At 62.6% G+C, this 17277-nt stretch carries 12 protein-coding genes and 1 tRNA gene; 11 read left to right on the top strand and 2 right to left on the bottom strand.

Annotation, left to right across the window (positions count from 1 at the left end):
* Entirely contained in the window at positions 1-1812 is a 1812-nt protein-coding gene (gene mutL, locus E5675_RS09830) for a DNA mismatch repair endonuclease MutL (RefSeq protein ID WP_136174352.1), read from the bottom strand.
* A gap of 192 nt (positions 1813-2004) precedes the next feature.
* Between mutL and E5675_RS09825 the strand changes: the two genes are divergently transcribed.
* From E5675_RS09825 to E5675_RS09800, 6 genes are all read left to right on the top strand, one after another.
* Entirely contained in the window at positions 2005-3051 is a 1047-nt protein-coding gene (locus E5675_RS09825; protein WP_037557053.1) for a rod shape-determining protein, read from the top strand.
* Positions 3052-3071: 20 nt separating this feature from the next.
* On the top strand, positions 3072-3977 hold the full coding sequence (gene mreC, locus E5675_RS09820; RefSeq protein ID WP_037557054.1) for a rod shape-determining protein MreC: 906 nt from the start codon (positions 3072-3074) through the stop codon (positions 3975-3977).
* Entirely contained in the window at positions 3974-4495 is a 522-nt protein-coding gene (locus E5675_RS09815) for a rod shape-determining protein MreD (protein WP_136174351.1), read from the top strand. Before mreC ends, E5675_RS09815 begins: the two co-directional genes overlap by 4 nt.
* An 18-nt stretch (positions 4496-4513) precedes the next feature.
* Entirely contained in the window at positions 4514-6421 is a 1908-nt protein-coding gene (mrdA, locus tag E5675_RS09810; RefSeq protein WP_136174350.1) for a penicillin-binding protein 2, read from the top strand.
* Positions 6418-7524 carry a rod shape-determining protein RodA gene (rodA, locus tag E5675_RS09805; protein ID WP_136174349.1) on the top strand — a complete coding sequence of 369 codons (1107 nt, stop codon included), beginning with the start codon at positions 6418-6420 and terminating at the stop codon, positions 7522-7524. Before mrdA ends, rodA begins: the two co-directional genes overlap by 4 nt.
* Before the next feature lie 112 nt (positions 7525-7636).
* Positions 7637-7712, top strand: a tRNA-Lys gene (locus E5675_RS09800).
* Positions 7713-7987: 275 nt separating this feature from the next.
* Here the strand turns inward: E5675_RS09800 and E5675_RS09795 are convergent.
* Positions 7988-9016 carry an AraC family transcriptional regulator gene (locus E5675_RS09795; RefSeq protein ID WP_136174348.1) on the bottom strand — a complete coding sequence of 343 codons (1029 nt, stop codon included), beginning with the start codon at positions 9014-9016 and terminating at the stop codon, positions 7988-7990.
* Positions 9017-9155: 139 nt separating this feature from the next.
* Here E5675_RS09795 and E5675_RS09790 point away from each other — a divergent pair, with 139 nt between their 5' ends.
* The 5 genes from E5675_RS09790 to E5675_RS09770 all read left to right on the top strand — a co-directional run bounded on the left by E5675_RS09790 (position 9156) and on the right by E5675_RS09770 (position 17256).
* Entirely contained in the window at positions 9156-10478 is a 1323-nt protein-coding gene (locus tag E5675_RS09790; protein WP_136174347.1) for an acyl-CoA dehydrogenase family protein, read from the top strand.
* 97 nt (positions 10479-10575) lie between these two features.
* Positions 10576-11799: a thiolase family protein gene (locus E5675_RS09785; protein ID WP_210727638.1), complete on the top strand. Its 1224-nt coding sequence runs from the start codon at positions 10576-10578 to the stop codon at positions 11797-11799.
* Positions 11796-13409 carry an AMP-binding protein gene (locus tag E5675_RS09780; RefSeq protein WP_136174345.1) on the top strand — a complete coding sequence of 538 codons (1614 nt, stop codon included), beginning with the start codon at positions 11796-11798 and terminating at the stop codon, positions 13407-13409. The genes E5675_RS09785 and E5675_RS09780 overlap by 4 nt, the downstream gene beginning before the upstream one ends.
* Complete coding sequence (locus tag E5675_RS09775; protein WP_136174344.1) at positions 13406-14515, top strand: DUF5938 domain-containing protein; 1110 nt, start codon at positions 13406-13408, stop codon at positions 14513-14515. Before E5675_RS09780 ends, E5675_RS09775 begins: the two co-directional genes overlap by 4 nt.
* Positions 14516-14637: 122 nt before the next feature.
* Positions 14638-17256 (top strand): TonB-dependent receptor, encoded by a 2619-nt coding sequence (locus E5675_RS09770; RefSeq protein WP_136174343.1) that lies wholly within the window; start codon positions 14638-14640, stop codon positions 17254-17256.
* Positions 17257-17277 lie beyond the last annotated feature (21 nt).

The following is a 17277-nucleotide window of genomic DNA, read 5'->3' as shown; positions in this document are numbered from 1 at the left end:
CTATTTCCTCCCGAACAATTTCTCGACATCGTCCATCGCGAGCTTCACCCACGTCGGGCGCCCATGGTTGCACTGGCCCGAATGCGGTGTGACTTCCATCGTGCGAAGCAGCGCGTTCATCTCGGCGACGCTCAGCGTCCGCCCTGCGCGCACCGAGCCGTGGCACGCCATCGTCGCGGCGACCAGCTCGAGCCGTTCGCTGAGGCCCAGCGCCGCGTCATAGCCCGCAAGATCGTCGGCGATGTCGGTGGCGAGCTTGTGGCAGTCGATCGCGCCGAGCATCGCGGGCGTCGCGCGCACCATCACCGCGGCGGGGCCGAAACGCTCGAGTTCGACGCCGAGCGCGGCGAGCTGCGGCGCGGCGGACTCGAGCCGGTCGCACGCGGGTTCGTCGAGCTCGACGACTTCGGGGAGCAACAGTCCCTGCGACGGCACCGCTTGCCCGTTCATTCCGCGACGCAGTTGCTCGAGCACGAGCCGTTCGTGTGCGGCGTGCTGGTCGACGATGACGAGCCCGTCCTCGGCCTCGGCGACGATATAGGTTTTGGCGATCTGTCCGCGCGCGATGCCGAGCGGATGCGCCTCGCCCCTCGGCACCGGCGCCGTCGCGGGTTCGGCGCGGCCCATCGGAAGCGCGTCGCGCGGCGGCGCGAAGTCGACGATGCGGTCGTGCAGCAGCGCGGTCGTCCCGGCATCGGGCGCACCGAACATAGGTGCAGCCGGATTTTGCGAGGTCAGATACGGGGCGAACAAGGTCGGCGGCTGCGGCGCGACCGGTTCCGGCTGCCATGCGGCGAGCGCGGCCTCGGCGGGGCGCTGGACGCTACGGAAGCCATGCTCATCGAGCGCGCGGCGAAGGCCCCCGACGATTATCCCACGAATGAGCTGCGGATCGCGGAAGCGCACCTCGGTCTTCGCGGGGTGGACATTGACGTCGACCTCGCTCGTCGGCACGTCGAGGAACAGCGCGACGACCGGATGGCGGTCGCGCGCGAGCAGGTCGGCATAGGCGCCGCGCAGCGCGCCGACGAGCAGCCGGTCCTTCACCGGACGCCCGTTGACGAACAGATATTGATGGTCGGCGATGCCGCGATTGTAGGTCGGAAGGCTGATCACCCCGCCGAGGTGGACATCGCCGCGATCGAGATCGACCCCGATGCTGTTCGCCGCGAGCTCGCGCTGGGTCAGCGCCGCGACGCGGGCGAGCCGGTCCTGCCCCCCCTGCACGTCGAGCACGCGGCGTCCGTCATGCTCGACCACGAAAGCGATGTCGGGCCGCGCCATCGCCAGCCGCCGCACGGCGTCGAGACAGGCGGCATATTCGCTCCGCCCGCTGCGCAGGAATTTACGCCGCGCGGGCACGCGCGCGAACAGATTCTCGACCATCACGCGCGCGCCCTTGGCGAGCGCGGCGGGTCCTTCGGCAACTACAACGCCATTGTCGACGATGCGTTTCCAGCCGTCGCCGCCCGCGACGCGGCTTTCGAGCGTCAATCGCGCGACGCTTGCGATCGACGGCAAAGCCTCGCCGCGAAAGCCCATCGTCGTGACATCCTCGATCGCGTCGGTCGGCAGCTTCGATGTCGCGTGACGTTCGAGCGCGAGCGCCATGTCGGCAGCGGTCATTCCGCACCCATCATCCTCGACTTCGAGGCGCGAAATTCCGCCTTCGGCGATTCGCACCGAAATGCGAGTCGAACCGGCGTCGATGGCGTTTTCAACCAGTTCCTTGAGCGCCGCGGCGGGTCTTTCAACCACTTCACCCGCTGCGATCCGATTTACTAGCTTTTCCGGCAGGCGACGTATTGACATGGCCGCTCTCCTAGCGCAGTCGAACGCAAATCGCGACCCATCCGCACAGCCCTGATCATTTTGTCCAGCCACCCCAAAAGGAAGAGCCGGAATCTCCCCCTGATTGTTGCTGTCGCCGGCCGGGCGCGCGGGTAAATCACGACAGGGGCGTGTCCGTCAGGGGCGCGGCTTCGATGACAGGAAGCAGTATCGATGTCCTTCTTTTCTCGCTGGCTTAAATTCAATTCCCAAGACATGGCTATCGATCTCGGCACCGCGAACACCGTGGTTTATGTGCGCGGCAAGGGCATCGTGCTGAACGAGCCGTCGGTCGTCGCGGTCGAGACGCTGAACGGGATCAAGCGGGTGAAGGCAGTCGGCGACGACGCCAAGCTGATGATGGGCAAGACCCCCGACAGCATCGAGGCGATCCGTCCGCTGCGCGACGGCGTCATCGCCGACATCGATGTCGCCGAGCAGATGATTAAGCACTTCATCACCAAGGTCCACGGCGGCAAGCCCAACGCGTTCCGCAGCCCCGAGATCGTGATCTGCGTCCCCTCGGGCTCGACCAGCGTCGAGCGCCGCGCGATCCGCGACGCCGCGTCGAACGCCGGCGCGAGCGAAGTGTGGCTGATCGAGGAGCCGATGGCGGCTGCGATCGGCGCCGACATGCCCGTCACCGAACCGATCGGTTCGATGGTCGTCGACATCGGCGGCGGCACGACCGAAGTCGCGGTGCTCTCGCTCCGCGGCCTCGCCTACACCACCTCAGTCCGCGCGGGCGGCGACAAGATGGACGAAGCGATCGTCTCTTACGTTCGCCGACACCATAATCTGCTGATCGGCGAATCGACCGCCGAGCGGATCAAGAAGGATTTTGGCATCGCGCGCATTCCCGCCGACGGCACCGGCCTGACGATCCACATCAAGGGCCGCGATCTCGTCAACGGCGTGCCCAAGGAAATCTCGATCAATCAGGCGCAGATCGCCGAGGCGCTCTCCGAACCGATCGGCACGATCGTCGAGGGCGTGCGCATCGCGCTCGAAAACACGGCGCCCGAACTCGCCGCCGACATCGTCGACCAGGGGATCGTCCTGACCGGCGGCGGCGCGCTGATCGCCGAGCTTGACGAACTGCTGCGCGACGCGACCGGCCTGCCGGTCACGGTGGCCGAGGATCCGCTGACCTGCGTCGCGATCGGTACCGGCCGCGCGATGGAAGATCCCGCCTTCCGCGGCGTGCTCCAGCAAGCCTGATCGGACGGTAGCGCTTCACCATGGTCCGCCCGGCACACCGACGTCCGGGGCAATCCCGAAAGGCTCAGTACAGCCTGTTCGTCGCCTATGTCATCGCGGTGACTGGCGCGGTGGCAGGTCTGCTTCTGGCGATCCTGTCGGTTGTTGATCCCGTCGGCTTCGCCCAACTGCGCGTGGCGAGTCAGGAAATCACCGCGCCGATCGCGCGCGTGACGCGGTCGGTGACCGGGTCGCTTTCCGGAATCGACGACAGCGTCGGCGCCTATGTCGGCGCGGGCACGCAAAACCGGCGGCTGCGCAAGGAACTCGCCGAAACGCGCCGTCAGCTCGTCGCGACCAGCTCGCTGCAGGAAGAGAACCGCCAATTGAAGGCGCTACTCAAACTGCAGGAAACCGACAAGACTGCGCTTGCCAACGGCTATCTGCTCACCTCGACGTCGACGAGCGCCAAGCGCATCGCGCTGCTCAGCATCGGACGCAATCTCGGCGTCGCCGCGGGCCAGCCAGTGCGCGGCGCCGACGGGCTGATCGGCCGCGTACTGACCTCCGGACCGTCGGTGTCGCAGGTACTGCTGCTCACCGACGTCGACAATATCGTTCCCGTCCGCCGCGCGCGCGATGGCCTGCCGGCACTTGCCAGCGGTCGCGGCAACGGCGATCTCGACGTCCGCACGCTCAACATCGCAAACAACCCGTTCAAGCCTGGCGACATCCTCGTGACCTCCGGCACCGGCGGGCTTTACCCGCCGAACATTCCGGTCGCGATCGTCGTGCGGCGCCAGCACGATGGCGCGCTCGCGCGCCCGCTCGCCGATCCTGGCAAGGTCGATGCGGTGGCGGTGCTGCGCCCCTATACGCCCGACAATATCGAGGCGCAGGGCCGCCCCGCGCCCGCGCCGCTTCCTGCTCCCGCCAGCGCGCCATGAAGCAGAAGGGGCCGCGCCTCGGCGAACCGGCATCGCTGTGGCGGATGCGCATCGTTCCGATCGCGAGCGTGATGTTCGCGTCGGCGCTGCCGCTGATGCTGCCGCTGATCGCCAACTCGCCGGTGCTACCGCCGCTCGGCCTGCTCTTTTTTCTGTGCTGGCAATTGCTCCGCTCCGAAATGTGGCCGGTATGGATCGGCCTGCCGCTCGGTCTGTGGGACGATCTGTTCAGCGGCGCGCCGATCGGCACCGCGGTCGGGCTGTGGACGCTTGCCAGCATCGCGATCGCCTATTCGTCGCAGCGCATCTATTGGCGCGGCTTCTTGCACGATTGGGCGATCGCGGCCCTGCTGATCGCGATCATCCAGTCGCTCGCGGCGCTGATCACCCATCCGCAGGCGGACATCCGCCTGGTGCTTGGTCTCGTCGTGCCGCAGATCATCATCTCGGCGCTGCTCGTGCCGCTGTTCATGCGCCTGACCGGCGCGTTTGACAATTTCCGCCTGAAACGCCGATAAACTGGTTCCAATCCGCCGATGCCGAAGAAGAAGAGTCCGCCGATCACCGAAGCCTGGAGGGGCATAACCTTCACCCGTCGCGCGCTCGTCGTCGGCGGGGCGCAGGCGGCGGTCGGCGTCGCGCTCGCGGCGCGCATGACCTATATTTCGGTGATCGACAATGATCGCTACGTCCTCGAATCGGAAAGCAACCGCGTCAATTTGACGCTGATTCCTCCGCGCCGGGGCTGGATCGTCGACCGCCATGGCACGGCGCTCGCGAACAATCGTGTTTCGCTCCGCATCGATCTCATTCCCGACCGCCTGCACAACAAGGAGATGGTGCTCGGGCAGCTCCAGACGCTGCTCCAGCTCGACGGCGATGCGATGGAGCGGATCAATCGCGACCTCAAGGCAGCCTCGGGGTTCCAGCCGGTCGCGGTCAAGGAGGACATGACCGAGGCCGAATATAGCTCGATCCTCGTTCGCCTGCCCGAACTGCCCGGCATCGCGCCGCAGCGCGGCTTTGCACGCAATTATCCGACCGGCGCCGCAGTCGGCCATCTGATCGGCTATGTCGGCGCCCCGAACGCCGAGGAATATCAGAAGGCCAGGGATCCGCTGTACATCACGCCCGGCTACAAGATCGGGAAGGACGGGCTGGAAAAATATTTCCAGGAGATGCTGAAAGGCAAACCCGGGGCGCGGCGCGTCGAGGTGACGGCGCGCGGCAAGGTCGTCCGCGATCTTTCCACCCAGCCCGACGTGCAGGGCAAGACCGTCCATCTGACGATCGACGCCGGCCTGCAGGAATATGTCGCGCGGCGCATGGGGCGCGAATCGGGCGCGGCGGTCGTCATCGACTGCCACAATGGCGATATCCTCGCCTTCGTGTCGATGCCGAGCTTCGACCCGAACAGCTTCTCCGACGGCATCAGCACCAGCGAATATGCGTGGCTGCGTGCCGACGATCACCAGCCGCTGATCAACAAGGCAACGCGCGGCCTCTATCCGCCCGGATCGACGCTGAAACCGATGGCCGCGATCGCCGCGGTCGAACATGGCGTCGACCCGAGCGAGCGCCACACCTGCATCGGCGGCTACCGCCTCGGCAACCGCTTCTTCCGCTGTCTCGGCACCCATGGCAGCCTCGACATGCCGTCGGCCATCATGAAGAGCTGCAACAGCTATTTCTACTGGCTCGCGCATCGGCTTGGCTATGACGCGATGGCCCCCACCGCCCGGCTGCTCGGACTCGGCGAGGAATTCCGGCTTGCGGGCAGCAGTCAGCGATACGGCACCATACCCGACAGCGCGTGGAAGATGCGGAAATACGACCAGCAATGGTCGGCGTCGGATTCGCTGAATGCTGTTATCGGCCAGGGATATGTCAGCGTGAATCCGCTTCAGCTTGCGGTCATGACCGCGCGCATTGCCTCGGGCCGCCGCCTCTATCCGCGCCTGATCAACCGCGAATTCCAGAATGAACCTCTGCCCTTCTCACCCGAGGCTCTCGCGGTTGCCCGTCAGGGAATGAACCTCGTCGTCAATGGCGCTGGCACTGCGGTGCGCAGCCGCCTGCCACTCGACGGCATCACCATGGCGGGCAAGACCGGTACCGCGCAGGTGCGCGGGCTCGGCACCGGCAACGGTAAAAGCGGAACGTGGAAATTTCGCGATCACGGTCTGTTCGTCGGTTTCGCGCCGGTCGACAATCCGCGCTATGCGACCGGAATCGTGATTGAGCACGGCATGGGCGGAAGTCGCGCCGCAGCGCCCGTCGCAAGGGATTTCATGACCTATCTGTTCGACCGCGAAAAGGGAATGGAGGCACTTGAGACACTTGAGGCCGGCTGGGGCGGGCCGATCAAGGATCGTATGGACCGTGACTATGCCGCATGGAAATCGGGCGCGTCGAGCGACCCCGAACCCGGAGTGCCGCAATGATCCCCGTCCCACCCGCGATCCAGCGCATCCCCTGGAAACTGATCGCCATCCTGGGCGGGATCACCGGCTTTGGGCTGCTCGTTCTTTATTCGGCCGCGGGCGGCAACTGGTCGCCGTGGGCCTGGCAACAGGGGGTGCGCTTTCTTGTCTTCCTCTCCGCCGCGCTTGTGATCGGACGCCTTCCCTTACGCATCTTCGAGGATTTCGCTTACATCGCCTATATCGGCGTGTTGGTCCTGCTCTTAGCAGTCGAACTTCTGGGTTTCGTTGGCGGGGGCAGCCAGCGATGGCTGAACCTCGGCTTCATCAACCTCCAGCCATCCGAATTGATGAAGGTCGCGATCGTCGTCGCCCTCGCCCGCTTCTACGCCCAGTTGCCGCCCGGAAACACGCGCACCTTCACCGCGCTCTGGCCCGCGCTGGTGATGATCGGGCTGCCCGCCGCGCTTGTGATGCTGCAACCCGACCTCGGCACCGCTCTCGCCATCTCGATCGGCGGGGTCGTCGTGATGTTCGCCGCGGGCCTGCCTTTCTGGTGGTTCGGCAGCACCGCCGCCGCCGGCATCGCCGCCCTGCCAATCCTCTTCTCCTTCCTCCACGATTATCAGCAAAAGCGCGTGCTGATCTTCCTCGACCCCGAGAGTGACCCCTTGGGCGCCGGCTATCACATCAGCCAGTCGAAAATCGCGATCGGATCGGGAGGCATCGGCGGCAAGGGTTTCCTCAACGGATCGCAAAGCCACCTCGACTATCTGCCCGAGGGACATACCGACTTCATCTTCGCGACTATGGCGGAGGAATGGGGGCTGATCGGCGGGCTGGCGCTCTTGTTCGGCTTTTTCCTGCTGCTCCGCTGGTCGACACGCGTCGCTCTCAAGGGGCGCACGCGCTTTGGCCAGCTCACCGCCGCGGGTCTCACGATGACGATCTTCTTCTATATCGCGATTAACCTGATGATGGTGATGGGGCTGGCGCCCGTCGTTGGCATTCCGCTGCCGCTCTTTTCCTATGGCGGCTCGTCGATGCTGACGATCATGACGTGCGTCGGTATCATTCTCGCGATCGAAAACGACAGCAAAACCGGCAGCCGTCGCTTTCATTGATAAAAAAATTCGGCAAGGCCATTGCCAAGGGTCTGGCACCATGATAGCGGGCCGCTCTCTTCACGACGCCAAGGGCTTTTCCGAGGCTGCGTGAGCGCCGGAAACCGGCAGTGGACGCATAGCTCAGTTGGTAGAGCAGCTGACTCTTAATCAGCGGGTCCTAGGTTCGAGCCCTAGTGCGTCCACCAATTTTTGTTTTATCACAGTCTCTTAGAAAGGTCTGCCCGTGCATCGAGGGCAGGCGGAGGTTGGCTAGGTAGCTCCCTAGGTAGCATGTCGCCGGTAGCCTGCCGCAGGCGAGCCTGCGAAAGGTTGGTCAAGCACGGTCCTGTAACGGCCTGATGCACCGCCTCAATTCAGGCGTACTCCCATGCTTCGTGCTTGAACTGCCCCTCAAGTGGCGCGTGAGCATGCGGGTCGCCCCGTGCTGCATCGAACGCACCCAAAGGTTGGTATTCTGCTGTCAGACCGATTTCTTGCCGCGCTGGGCAAGCGGCGAATGGCCGACCCACCGTTTGAACGCGCGGGTGAAGCTCGACGGTTCGGAAAAGCCTAACATTTCCGAGATCCGTTCAATCGATAATGTTGATTTATCCAGCAAGTCCAGTGCGCGTTCATGGCGCACCTGGTCCAGCAGCTGCCCAAAGCTGGTATGTGCCGCGACGAGCCGCCGGTGGAGCGTCCGTTCGGATACACGCAATTGCGTGGCGACCTCTGCGGCGGACGGAAAACCTCGTCCGGACCGCACCAGCAAATCAAACACCTGACTGACGAAGGCATCCTTCGCCGGAGCAGCGGCAACCAGCTTCTTGCAAAGGCTGCTGTACGTCTCTTCCAACAAAGGGCTGGCCATTGGCAGCGACAGGTTGCCTGCACCATGTTCGAATACCCATCGAGTCTGCGTGGCACCGAAAATGACCGGCGCGCCCAGCAGCGCATCGCAATTCTGCCATCCGGACGGCCGCTTCAAGACCGATTCGATGCGCCGCAAGGGAAAGCGTGGTGGCTGCATGTCGTTGAGGAACATCGTGACCGAGCCCAATGCGCGTTCCTGATGAAACTCACGCAGGCTGGCGGGTGCATCTCTGTCATGCGCGGTCAATGCAACCGCCTGACCGTCCTCCACCTGCAGTTCGTAATGCATGAGCGAAAATGTCAGACCCTGGAACGCTCCCAGCACCTGAAGTCCCTCGGCAACATTGCTGGCAGCCAGGACCGCCAAGCCAAGGGGGCCATAGGACATAACCCGGTAGCGTAGCCCGGTGCGCATCCAGAGGCCAGGAATGTGGCGGGTCTGCTCAGCAAAATATTGCTGAAACTGCAACTCCTGCGAACAAGTAACGTGACCTTCGGGATCGGCCAGCACGCCCGCTTCAATGCCTGCTTGCGTCAGCAAGGGTGCCGGATCCAACGCATTTTCCCGCATCGCCGCCGACATGATGCGCAGACTCTGATTTGACAGCCTAAGGGTTTCAAGCAGGTGAAGTTGCATCGTTCAGTCCTCCCTGATCCACTAGGCAGTATGTCAGTTTAAGTCAATTATTGGCAGATATGGCCATTCCGTTGCCGCAAAAGCTTTGGCAATTGATTACCAACTCGGAGTTCAACCGAGAACGGCAAGAGAGGATATCATGAACAACACGGCAGTCCTGCAGCCCCCTCGCGCTGAAACTTTCGGCCCACGGCCGTTTGCTCGTTGGGACGCAAATCCCTCCGTGAGGCTTGGCCAGCTCGGTGCCGAGCCGCCGATGGACGACTTGGTCAATCAATTGCATCAGACCGTTCACGGCTTTGCTGACAGGGTGATGCGCCCGATCGGGCGTGATCTTGACCGGCTGTCTGCGGAACAGGTGATCGCAACCGGCTCGCAGCTCTGGTCCTTTCGTGATGCATACGCATCGCTCGGGATCAATATGGAAGCTCTGGCGTCGTTTCCGCCCGAGCTGATGCCCGATATCTTTGCCATCCTTTTCGAGGAACTGGGCTGGGGTGACGCCGGTCTCGCAATCTCTGCGGGCGTAGATCTCATGCCGCATTACATGGCGGCCAAATTCGGCAACGAATTCGTCTTCAAGGCTTACCCGGAAGAGTTGATTGGGTGCTGGGGCATCACCGAGCCCGATCACGGCAGCGACTCGCTCGATGCAAACGGGGCGATCTTCCATGCGCAGGGCAAATATGGGCGGCCCAATTGCGTCGCGAAGATCACCGACGGAAAGGTCATCATTTCAGGTCAGAAATCGGCGTGGGTGTCCAACGGTCCGATCGCAGAGCTGGCAATTCTCTATTGCGCGGCGGAAACAAAGGACGGCGTCGACCCGCGCCGTGGGGCCGTCGTCATCGTTCCGCTGAAATCTCTTGGGGTGTCCAAGGGCAAGCCTCTTGAAAAGATGGGACAGCGCGCTTTGCCTCAGGGCGAAATATTCTTCGACAATGTCGAGTTGGACATCGACCATCTTCTGGTGGCGCCAGAAGACTATAAAAAGGGTGTATACGCGATCCACAGCGAGGCCAACGCATTGATGGGGGGGGTATTCACCGGCTGTGCTCGCGCAGCTTACGAGCATGCCTATGCTTATGCCCATGAGCGCAAGCAGGGCGGCGTGCCGATCATCCGCCACCAGGATGTGGCCAAGCGCCTGTTCCACATGGCGCGCAAGGTCGAACTGTCCCGGGCGATAACGCGCCGGGTTACCACCTTCAACATGACGAACGACATGCCTGCATTGCAGGCAGCGATGTTCTCGAAGGTGACCGCCACGCAGCATGCGCTCGAAGTGGCAAGCGATGCCGTGCAGATGTTTGGCGGCAATGGGGTGACGTGCGAATATCCGGTTGAGAAGCTCTTCCGTGACGCCCGTTCGTCGCTGATCGAGGACGGGTGCAACGAGATCCTCGCGATCAAGGGGGGTACGCTGATGATCGATCCTGATCGGCTGACGCCGACCGCCTGACGCCACACCGCGACGGGAACTTTCTTCCCGCGGTTCACACATGTTCACGACCATCACCGCGCCTCCGCATGCGAGGTACGGAACGGGGAGATTTGCTTTGCGCCAGAAGGCGATCATAGCCGGTGTCGGCATCACGCAGTTCGGGAAGCACCTCGATCGCACCCTTGCGGGGCTTGCGCGCGAAGCGATCGAGCAAGCGCTGGCGGATGCCGGAATCGGGCTCGACAAGGTTGAGGCCGCGTGGGCGGGCAATGCCGGTGGGGCGTTGGTGACCGGGCAGGTCTGCGTAGCTGGCCAGGTCGTCCTGCGTCAGATGGGCGTTGGCGGCATCCCGGTCATAAACGTGGAAAATGCTTGTGCCACGTCTTCAACGGCCTTCCAGCAGGCCTGCACGATGGTTTCGCTGGGCGTCTACGACGTGGTCCTCGCCTTCGGGATGGAGAAGCTTTACCACGCGGACAAGGAACGTCCGATGTCGGTCTATGCCGGATGCGTGGATGTCGAGCAGCCCGAGCAGCTCGATCATTACCTGATCGGCGACCTTACCGTGGCCGAACGAGATGCGGCTCCGCGCGACCGGCGCTCGCTGTTCATGGATATCTACGCACGCATGGCGCGCGATTACATGGCAGCGAGCGGCGCGACCCAACGCGATTTCGCGCTCGTCTCTTCCAAGAATTCACGACACGGCAGCCTCAATCCAAACGCTCAGTACCGCGAGGTTTTGAGCGTGGAGGACGTGCTGTCGGCGAAGCCGATCTCGCCTCCTCTGACTTTGCCGATGTGTTCTCCCATCGGTGATGGAGCGGCGGCGGCGGTGATCGTGTCGGAGCGGGCAGCTGCACGATTGGGCGTTGCCGATCCGGTACACGTCCTCTCTTCGATCGTGTCGAGCGGCTTCGACGCGCTTCCTGGCCAGCCTGGCTTGGCCGAGACGGTCTCACGCCAAGCCTATGAAGAAGCGGGGATCGATCCGCACGACATCGGCTGCGTCGAACTGCACGACGCGACATCACCCGCCGAATTGATCTATTACGAAGCGCTGGGTCTGTGCGGTCAAGGCGAAGGACCCGCCTTTCTCGCCAGTGGTGCCACCACGATTGGCGGGCGCGTCCCGGTCAATCCGTCGGGCGGCCTCGTTCGCAAGGGGCACCCGATCGGCGCGACAGGTCTCGGGCAGATCCACGAACTGGTGCAGCAATTGCGGGGCCGCTGCGGTGCGCGCCAAGTTGAAGGCGCCAGGGTTGCGCTCGCCGAGAATGGCGGCGGGTTCATCGGCCGCGATGCCGCAGCGATCGCCATGACGGTGTTGTCACGATGAGTGAGCCCACCCGAACCTTGCTGCAGATGGTGCTTGATGGCGTGGCCACGAACATGGCGACGCCGATCGCTACCTTCGTGGATATCGATGCCGCCGGCGAATTGAGCGAGGAGTCCAGAACCTACGCGGATCTGCTTGACGCGGGTAAACGCATGGCGGGGGCCCTGCTGGCAACCGGGATGGAAGAGGGCGATGCCTTTGCCATCATCATGCGCAATCACCCGGAATTCGTTGAAGCGATGGTCGCGTCCGAGATCGTCGGCACGGTCTTCGTGCCGATCGATCCCCGCACACGGGGTCAGAAATTGGCCTATATGCTGGGATTCTCGCGATGCCGCGGCGCAATCGTTTCGCCTGAGGTCCTGCCGCACCTTGCAACCGTACGCGCTAGCGTGCCGGACCTCGAATGGGTCTGGGTCATCGGCCAGGAGTCAGAGCAGGCAATGTCGCTAGACGCGGCGATCAGGGCCGCTGTTCCCCAAAGCGACGCTGCCCCCCGCCCGCTCGAAACACCCATGCAGATGCTGTTCACTTCGGGGACGACGGGCGACCCAAAGGCGATCCTGGCGCCGCATGCGCGCTTTGCAGCAGTCGCCTCGCTTGGTCCCGTCATCGGGTTGGCTCCGGGTGACCGCCTCTACACCGGGCTGTCCCTGACCCACGCGAATGCCCAGCTCATTACTCTGGGAAACGCTCTTGCGGGGGGGCTCCCGGTAATCATCAGCCGGCAGTTCACGAAGTCGCGGCTGTGGGAAATCCTGAGCCGCTACGGCTGCACCACATTCAATCTGCTGGGGGGCATGGCGACTGCGATCTTCGCAGAGCCGGAAGGCCCATACGATCGGCAGCATAAGGTCCGCTTTGTCCTGAGCGCTGGCATGCCCGCGTCGATGTGGCGTCCGTTCCAGGAACGATTTGGAGTCGATATATTCGAATTCTTCGGTGCGGCGGAGGGCGGTCTTTCGCTCAATCCGCCCGGAACCGGGCCAGTCGGCTCGATCGGCAAGCCACCGCTCGGCGGAATCTGCGAGATTCTGGACAGCGATGGGACCATTCTTGGCCCAGGCGAACCGGGCGAAATCTGCTTCCGCAATGCCGATGGAACGGTGGCACCGGTAACCTACTTCGGCAATCCCGAAGCCTCGGCAGCCAAAACGAAGGGAGGTTGGTTCCGGACGGGCGATATCGGGTGGAAGGATGCCGATGGCTGGCTGTTCTTCTCGCATCGCGATGGGCAAGCGATCCGGCGCAACGGTGATTTCATCGATGGCCGGGCGATCGAAACCGCAATCGCCGCCATGCCCGGCGTAGCCGATGCTTACGTCTATGGCTTGGCCACGCCGCGCAACACGCCCGGCGAGAAGGAGGTGATCGCCGCGATCGTACCCGAAAAAGGCTTCGATCCGGCGACGGTCATTCCCACCTGCGCCAGCGCGCTGGGATCGGCCAACGTGCCAACATATCTCCAGATCGTAGAAGCCATTCCAAAGACCGCTTCGGAAAAGCCCCAGGACCGGCACCTTATAGCGATGCTTGAGCGAAACGATTGCGAATTGTTCGATCGCAACGGCAAAACACAGTGGGAAAAAGAGGAAAGGATTGCATCATGACGGCACCCGTCGTTGTCTATGGCGCCAGCGGTTACACTGGTAAGCTGATCGTCTGGCACCTGGCCCTGGCGGGCATTCCGTTCATAGCCGCAGGCCGGAGCAAGGCCCGCCTCGAAGAGCAGATGGCCAAGGTTCCGGAACTGGCCGGGGCAGACTATGCGATTGCCGAGGTCGAACACGACCGGGCGTCATTGGCCACCCTCTTCCAAGGTGCAAAGATCGTCTACAACGTCACCGGCCCGTTCATGCAGTTGGGCGAACCGGTCGTTCAGGCGGCCCTCGACGCCGGATGTCACTATCTCGACACAACCGGTGAGACCGACTGGATGGCGTTCTGCCGCGATCATTATGGCGCACTGTTCGCGGAGAAGGGGCTGCTGCTGGCGCCCGCGTCGTCCTACATGTGGGCGGCCGGCAATATTGCCGCCGAAATCGCCCTCGAAACGCCGGGCGTCGACTCCCTCGACATTCTCTATCTCGCGGATTCAAGCACGAGCGTGGCATCGACCAAGTCGTTCCTGCGGATGTGTACCAAGCCGCAGTATTTCCTTGAGCATAACGAAATGTTGATGTGGCCCTATGCCACGGCCTACGACGTGCGTTCACCCGATCAGAACCGGCTCTTCAAGGCTCTGCCTTGGGGGGGCGGTGGCGAGCCGATCTGGTACAAGGACGATCCGCGGGTCAGCAACTGTGCGACGCTGGTTGGCTTCAAGAACCAGGTCATGTTTGGCGCAGTTCTGCACGTTCTTACCGAATTCGAGCAGAAATACCGGAATCTGGACGCCGATGCCCAGGAAAAAGTCACCAACGACCTCGGGGGGCAAATCACCGAAGTCGAACCTGATCGGGAAGATCCGAACCGCAATCGTTCCGTAATCTCCTGCATAGGGCGCGGCAATATGGCCGGTGTCACCGTAGTGATGCGTGGCAACTCGCCGTATTTGCAGACCGGCGAGATGGCTGCCGAAGCCTGCCGCCGTATTCTGGCAGGCAAGTTGCTGGCCACCGGCTTTCAGTCACCGGCAAAGGCAATCGGCGCACGCCATATCCTGAATGCCTGGGCTGAAAAGGGCTATCACGCATGGTCGGCCAGCGCGACCTGACAGACATTTAAACGCTATCGGCGGCGAAGCACCGAAGATTCAGACGTGAGTTCACACCGCGAATCCCGTCAACGGAGGGTTCTGCGGGCGGCGACCTGCGTCCAATTGAAAGGAGAGGGACTATGAGGGGCATCAAACTTAACACTACGACAGCACTGCTAACCGGAGTTGCCTCGCTAGGCATAACGCAAGCGGCGACAGCGCAGGAGACACAGCCTCCCGCCGCAGCGCAAAACCTGTCAGAGAGCGCAATAGCGGATAACGGCGGGATCGCCGATATCGTCGTCACCGCACAAAAGCGGTCACAGAACCTGCAAAGCGTGCCCGTTGCCGTGTCGGCCATCGATAGCAACGCGCTGAAAGCCAAGGGCATCACCGATACCACCGATCTGATGGGCGCCCTGCCCAGCCTCCAGATCACGACGCCCTATGGCAAGACCCAGCCTAACTTCTCGCTGCGCGGCGTATCGGTGGCGAATGAGTTCGCTGCCTCGACCGCCTCGCCGGTAGGGGTCTATGTCGACGAAGTTTACCAGAGCTTCCGCGCCAGCCACGGACAGCAGCTTTACGATCTGGACCGTGTCGAGGTTCTTCGCGGCCCTCAGGGCACGCTTTACGGTCGGAACACCACCGGCGGCGCCATCAGCTTCTTCACCAAGGCGCCCGACCTTGGTCGGAACAACGGCTATCTCACCTTGGGCTATGGCAACTATGACACGAAGACGGCGGAAGGCGCCGTCGAATTGACGCTCGTTCCCGATCAACTGGGCATTCGCGTTGCAGGCACCTATTCCAAGGGAGACGGCTGGCTCTACAACCGCGCGCAAAGCCGCTACATCGGCACGACCGACAGTCTCGCGGGCCGGGCGACGATCCGCTGGAAGCCATCCGACCGGCTCGACGTCCGCCTCAAGATCTATGGGGCCCGCGACAATCCCCTTGCGGCAGCGCCATTTGCTCTAGGCCAGCTGGCTGGCGGGCGAGACGACCTGGGCTATTCGCGCTTCGACCCTTCGCAGAATGGCGGGTCAGCACTTGGCGACAACGAAATCAACTCCGACACGTCGGGACACTATTTCACCGATTCCTACGGCGGAGCGCTTACCATCAAATACGACTTGACCGACAATCTCACGGTCACCTCGATCACCGGATACGATCATGGCCGGTATCGCAATTCGCCTTTCGACTGTGACGGATCGCCGAACGATGTTTGCTCTCTGCGCTATTTCTCCAGCAGCACCAATTTCAATCAGGATCTCCGCTTCACCTACAAGGACGGCCCGCTGAACGTCACTGCCGGACTCTACTACGGCAAGGACAAGGTATACACGCACAACCAGCCTGACTTTTTCGGCGTGCTGCGTCCACTGCTGCTTGGCGCCGGTCTGCCGGGCACCTACAGCAACCCTGCGATCGCCACCCCGGATTCGATCGGCATCATACCGGCTTTCGCGGTAAATCCCGCCCTGACCCCAAGCTCGCCGGGCTTTTGCGATCCCGTTACCGTCAAGCCCGATGGGTTTCTCGACGCGCGCTCGCTGATCGCCCTGCTCACCGACATATCGCTCAACAACAGCGGCGGCGGCGGCTTTGGCGGCGCATACTCGGCCGCCTGCCGTGCGGCCGGCGCCCCACCGTTCAGCCCCATCCTGGGCGAGCAATATTATACCATCAATCGTCCGTCGAAAGCGATCTACGCCGACGCAAGCTACGAAGTCACGGACAAGCTGACCGTTACTGCGGGCCTGCGCTACACTTGGGACAAGGTCAAATATCAGGACGGACGGACGATCCTCTACGACCTTTCCGGCCAGAATATTGTGGCGAGCACAATCCCCTACAGCTTCCCGTACAACCCCAACCTTTCGGCGGTGAATCTCGCGGAAAAGGCCAACCGGCTCACCGGGCGCTTCAACCTGAGCTACAATTTCACCGACCAGATCATGGGGTATGTGCAATATAGCCGCGGATATCGCGCGGGCAGCTACAACGGCCTCGCCTACCAGGGCCTGAACCAAGTTTACTACATCCAGCCCGAGACGGTGAATGCCTACGAAGGCGGCCTGAAGACCCGGTTTTTCGACAGGCACGTTCAGCTCAACCTCGCCGGGTTCTACTATGACTATAAGAACCAGCAGTTTACCCAGGTGATCGGGGCAACAACCTTCACCCGCAGCGGGAACGGTCGGCTTTTCGGCGGCGAGGCAGAACTGACTGTGCAGCCGACCTCGCGCCTGCGGCTTGACGCCTCGCTGGGACTACTGGACACCAAATACACTGGCAATGTGATCGATCCGACCAACCCGAGCAGCGCGACATTGCCGATCAACGGCAATCCGTTCCCGAATGCGTCGAAAGTCACGTTCTCCTCGTCGATCGACTGGATCGCTTACGAGCAAGGCGACAACAAACTGCGCTTGCACGGGGACACCACTTATGTGAGCAAATACTATTTCGATCCGTTCAAGAACTACGGTCAGTCACCCTGTGACAGCCCTGCCCCCGGCTTCAATGTCCTGCAAGCCGGACCGGCGATCGCCTGCGGAAATCCGGGCTATTGGCTATTCAACGGACGGATTTCCTATGAAACCCCCAGCTGGTCGTTGGCCGTTTGGGGCAAGAACCTGACCAATAAATATTATTACAATTACGGATTGAACATCAACATCTTTGGCCTCGACTATCTCAATCGCGGGATGCCACGCACCTACGGCATCGAAGCCACCGCCCGTTTCTGATCTCCACCCTGTGGGGTGGTG

Origin of the sequence: Sphingopyxis sp. PAMC25046, assembly GCF_004795895.1 — a bacterium.
Lineage (GTDB): Bacteria > Pseudomonadota > Alphaproteobacteria > Sphingomonadales > Sphingomonadaceae > Sphingopyxis.
This window is presented reverse-complemented; position numbering and strand designations above follow the sequence as displayed.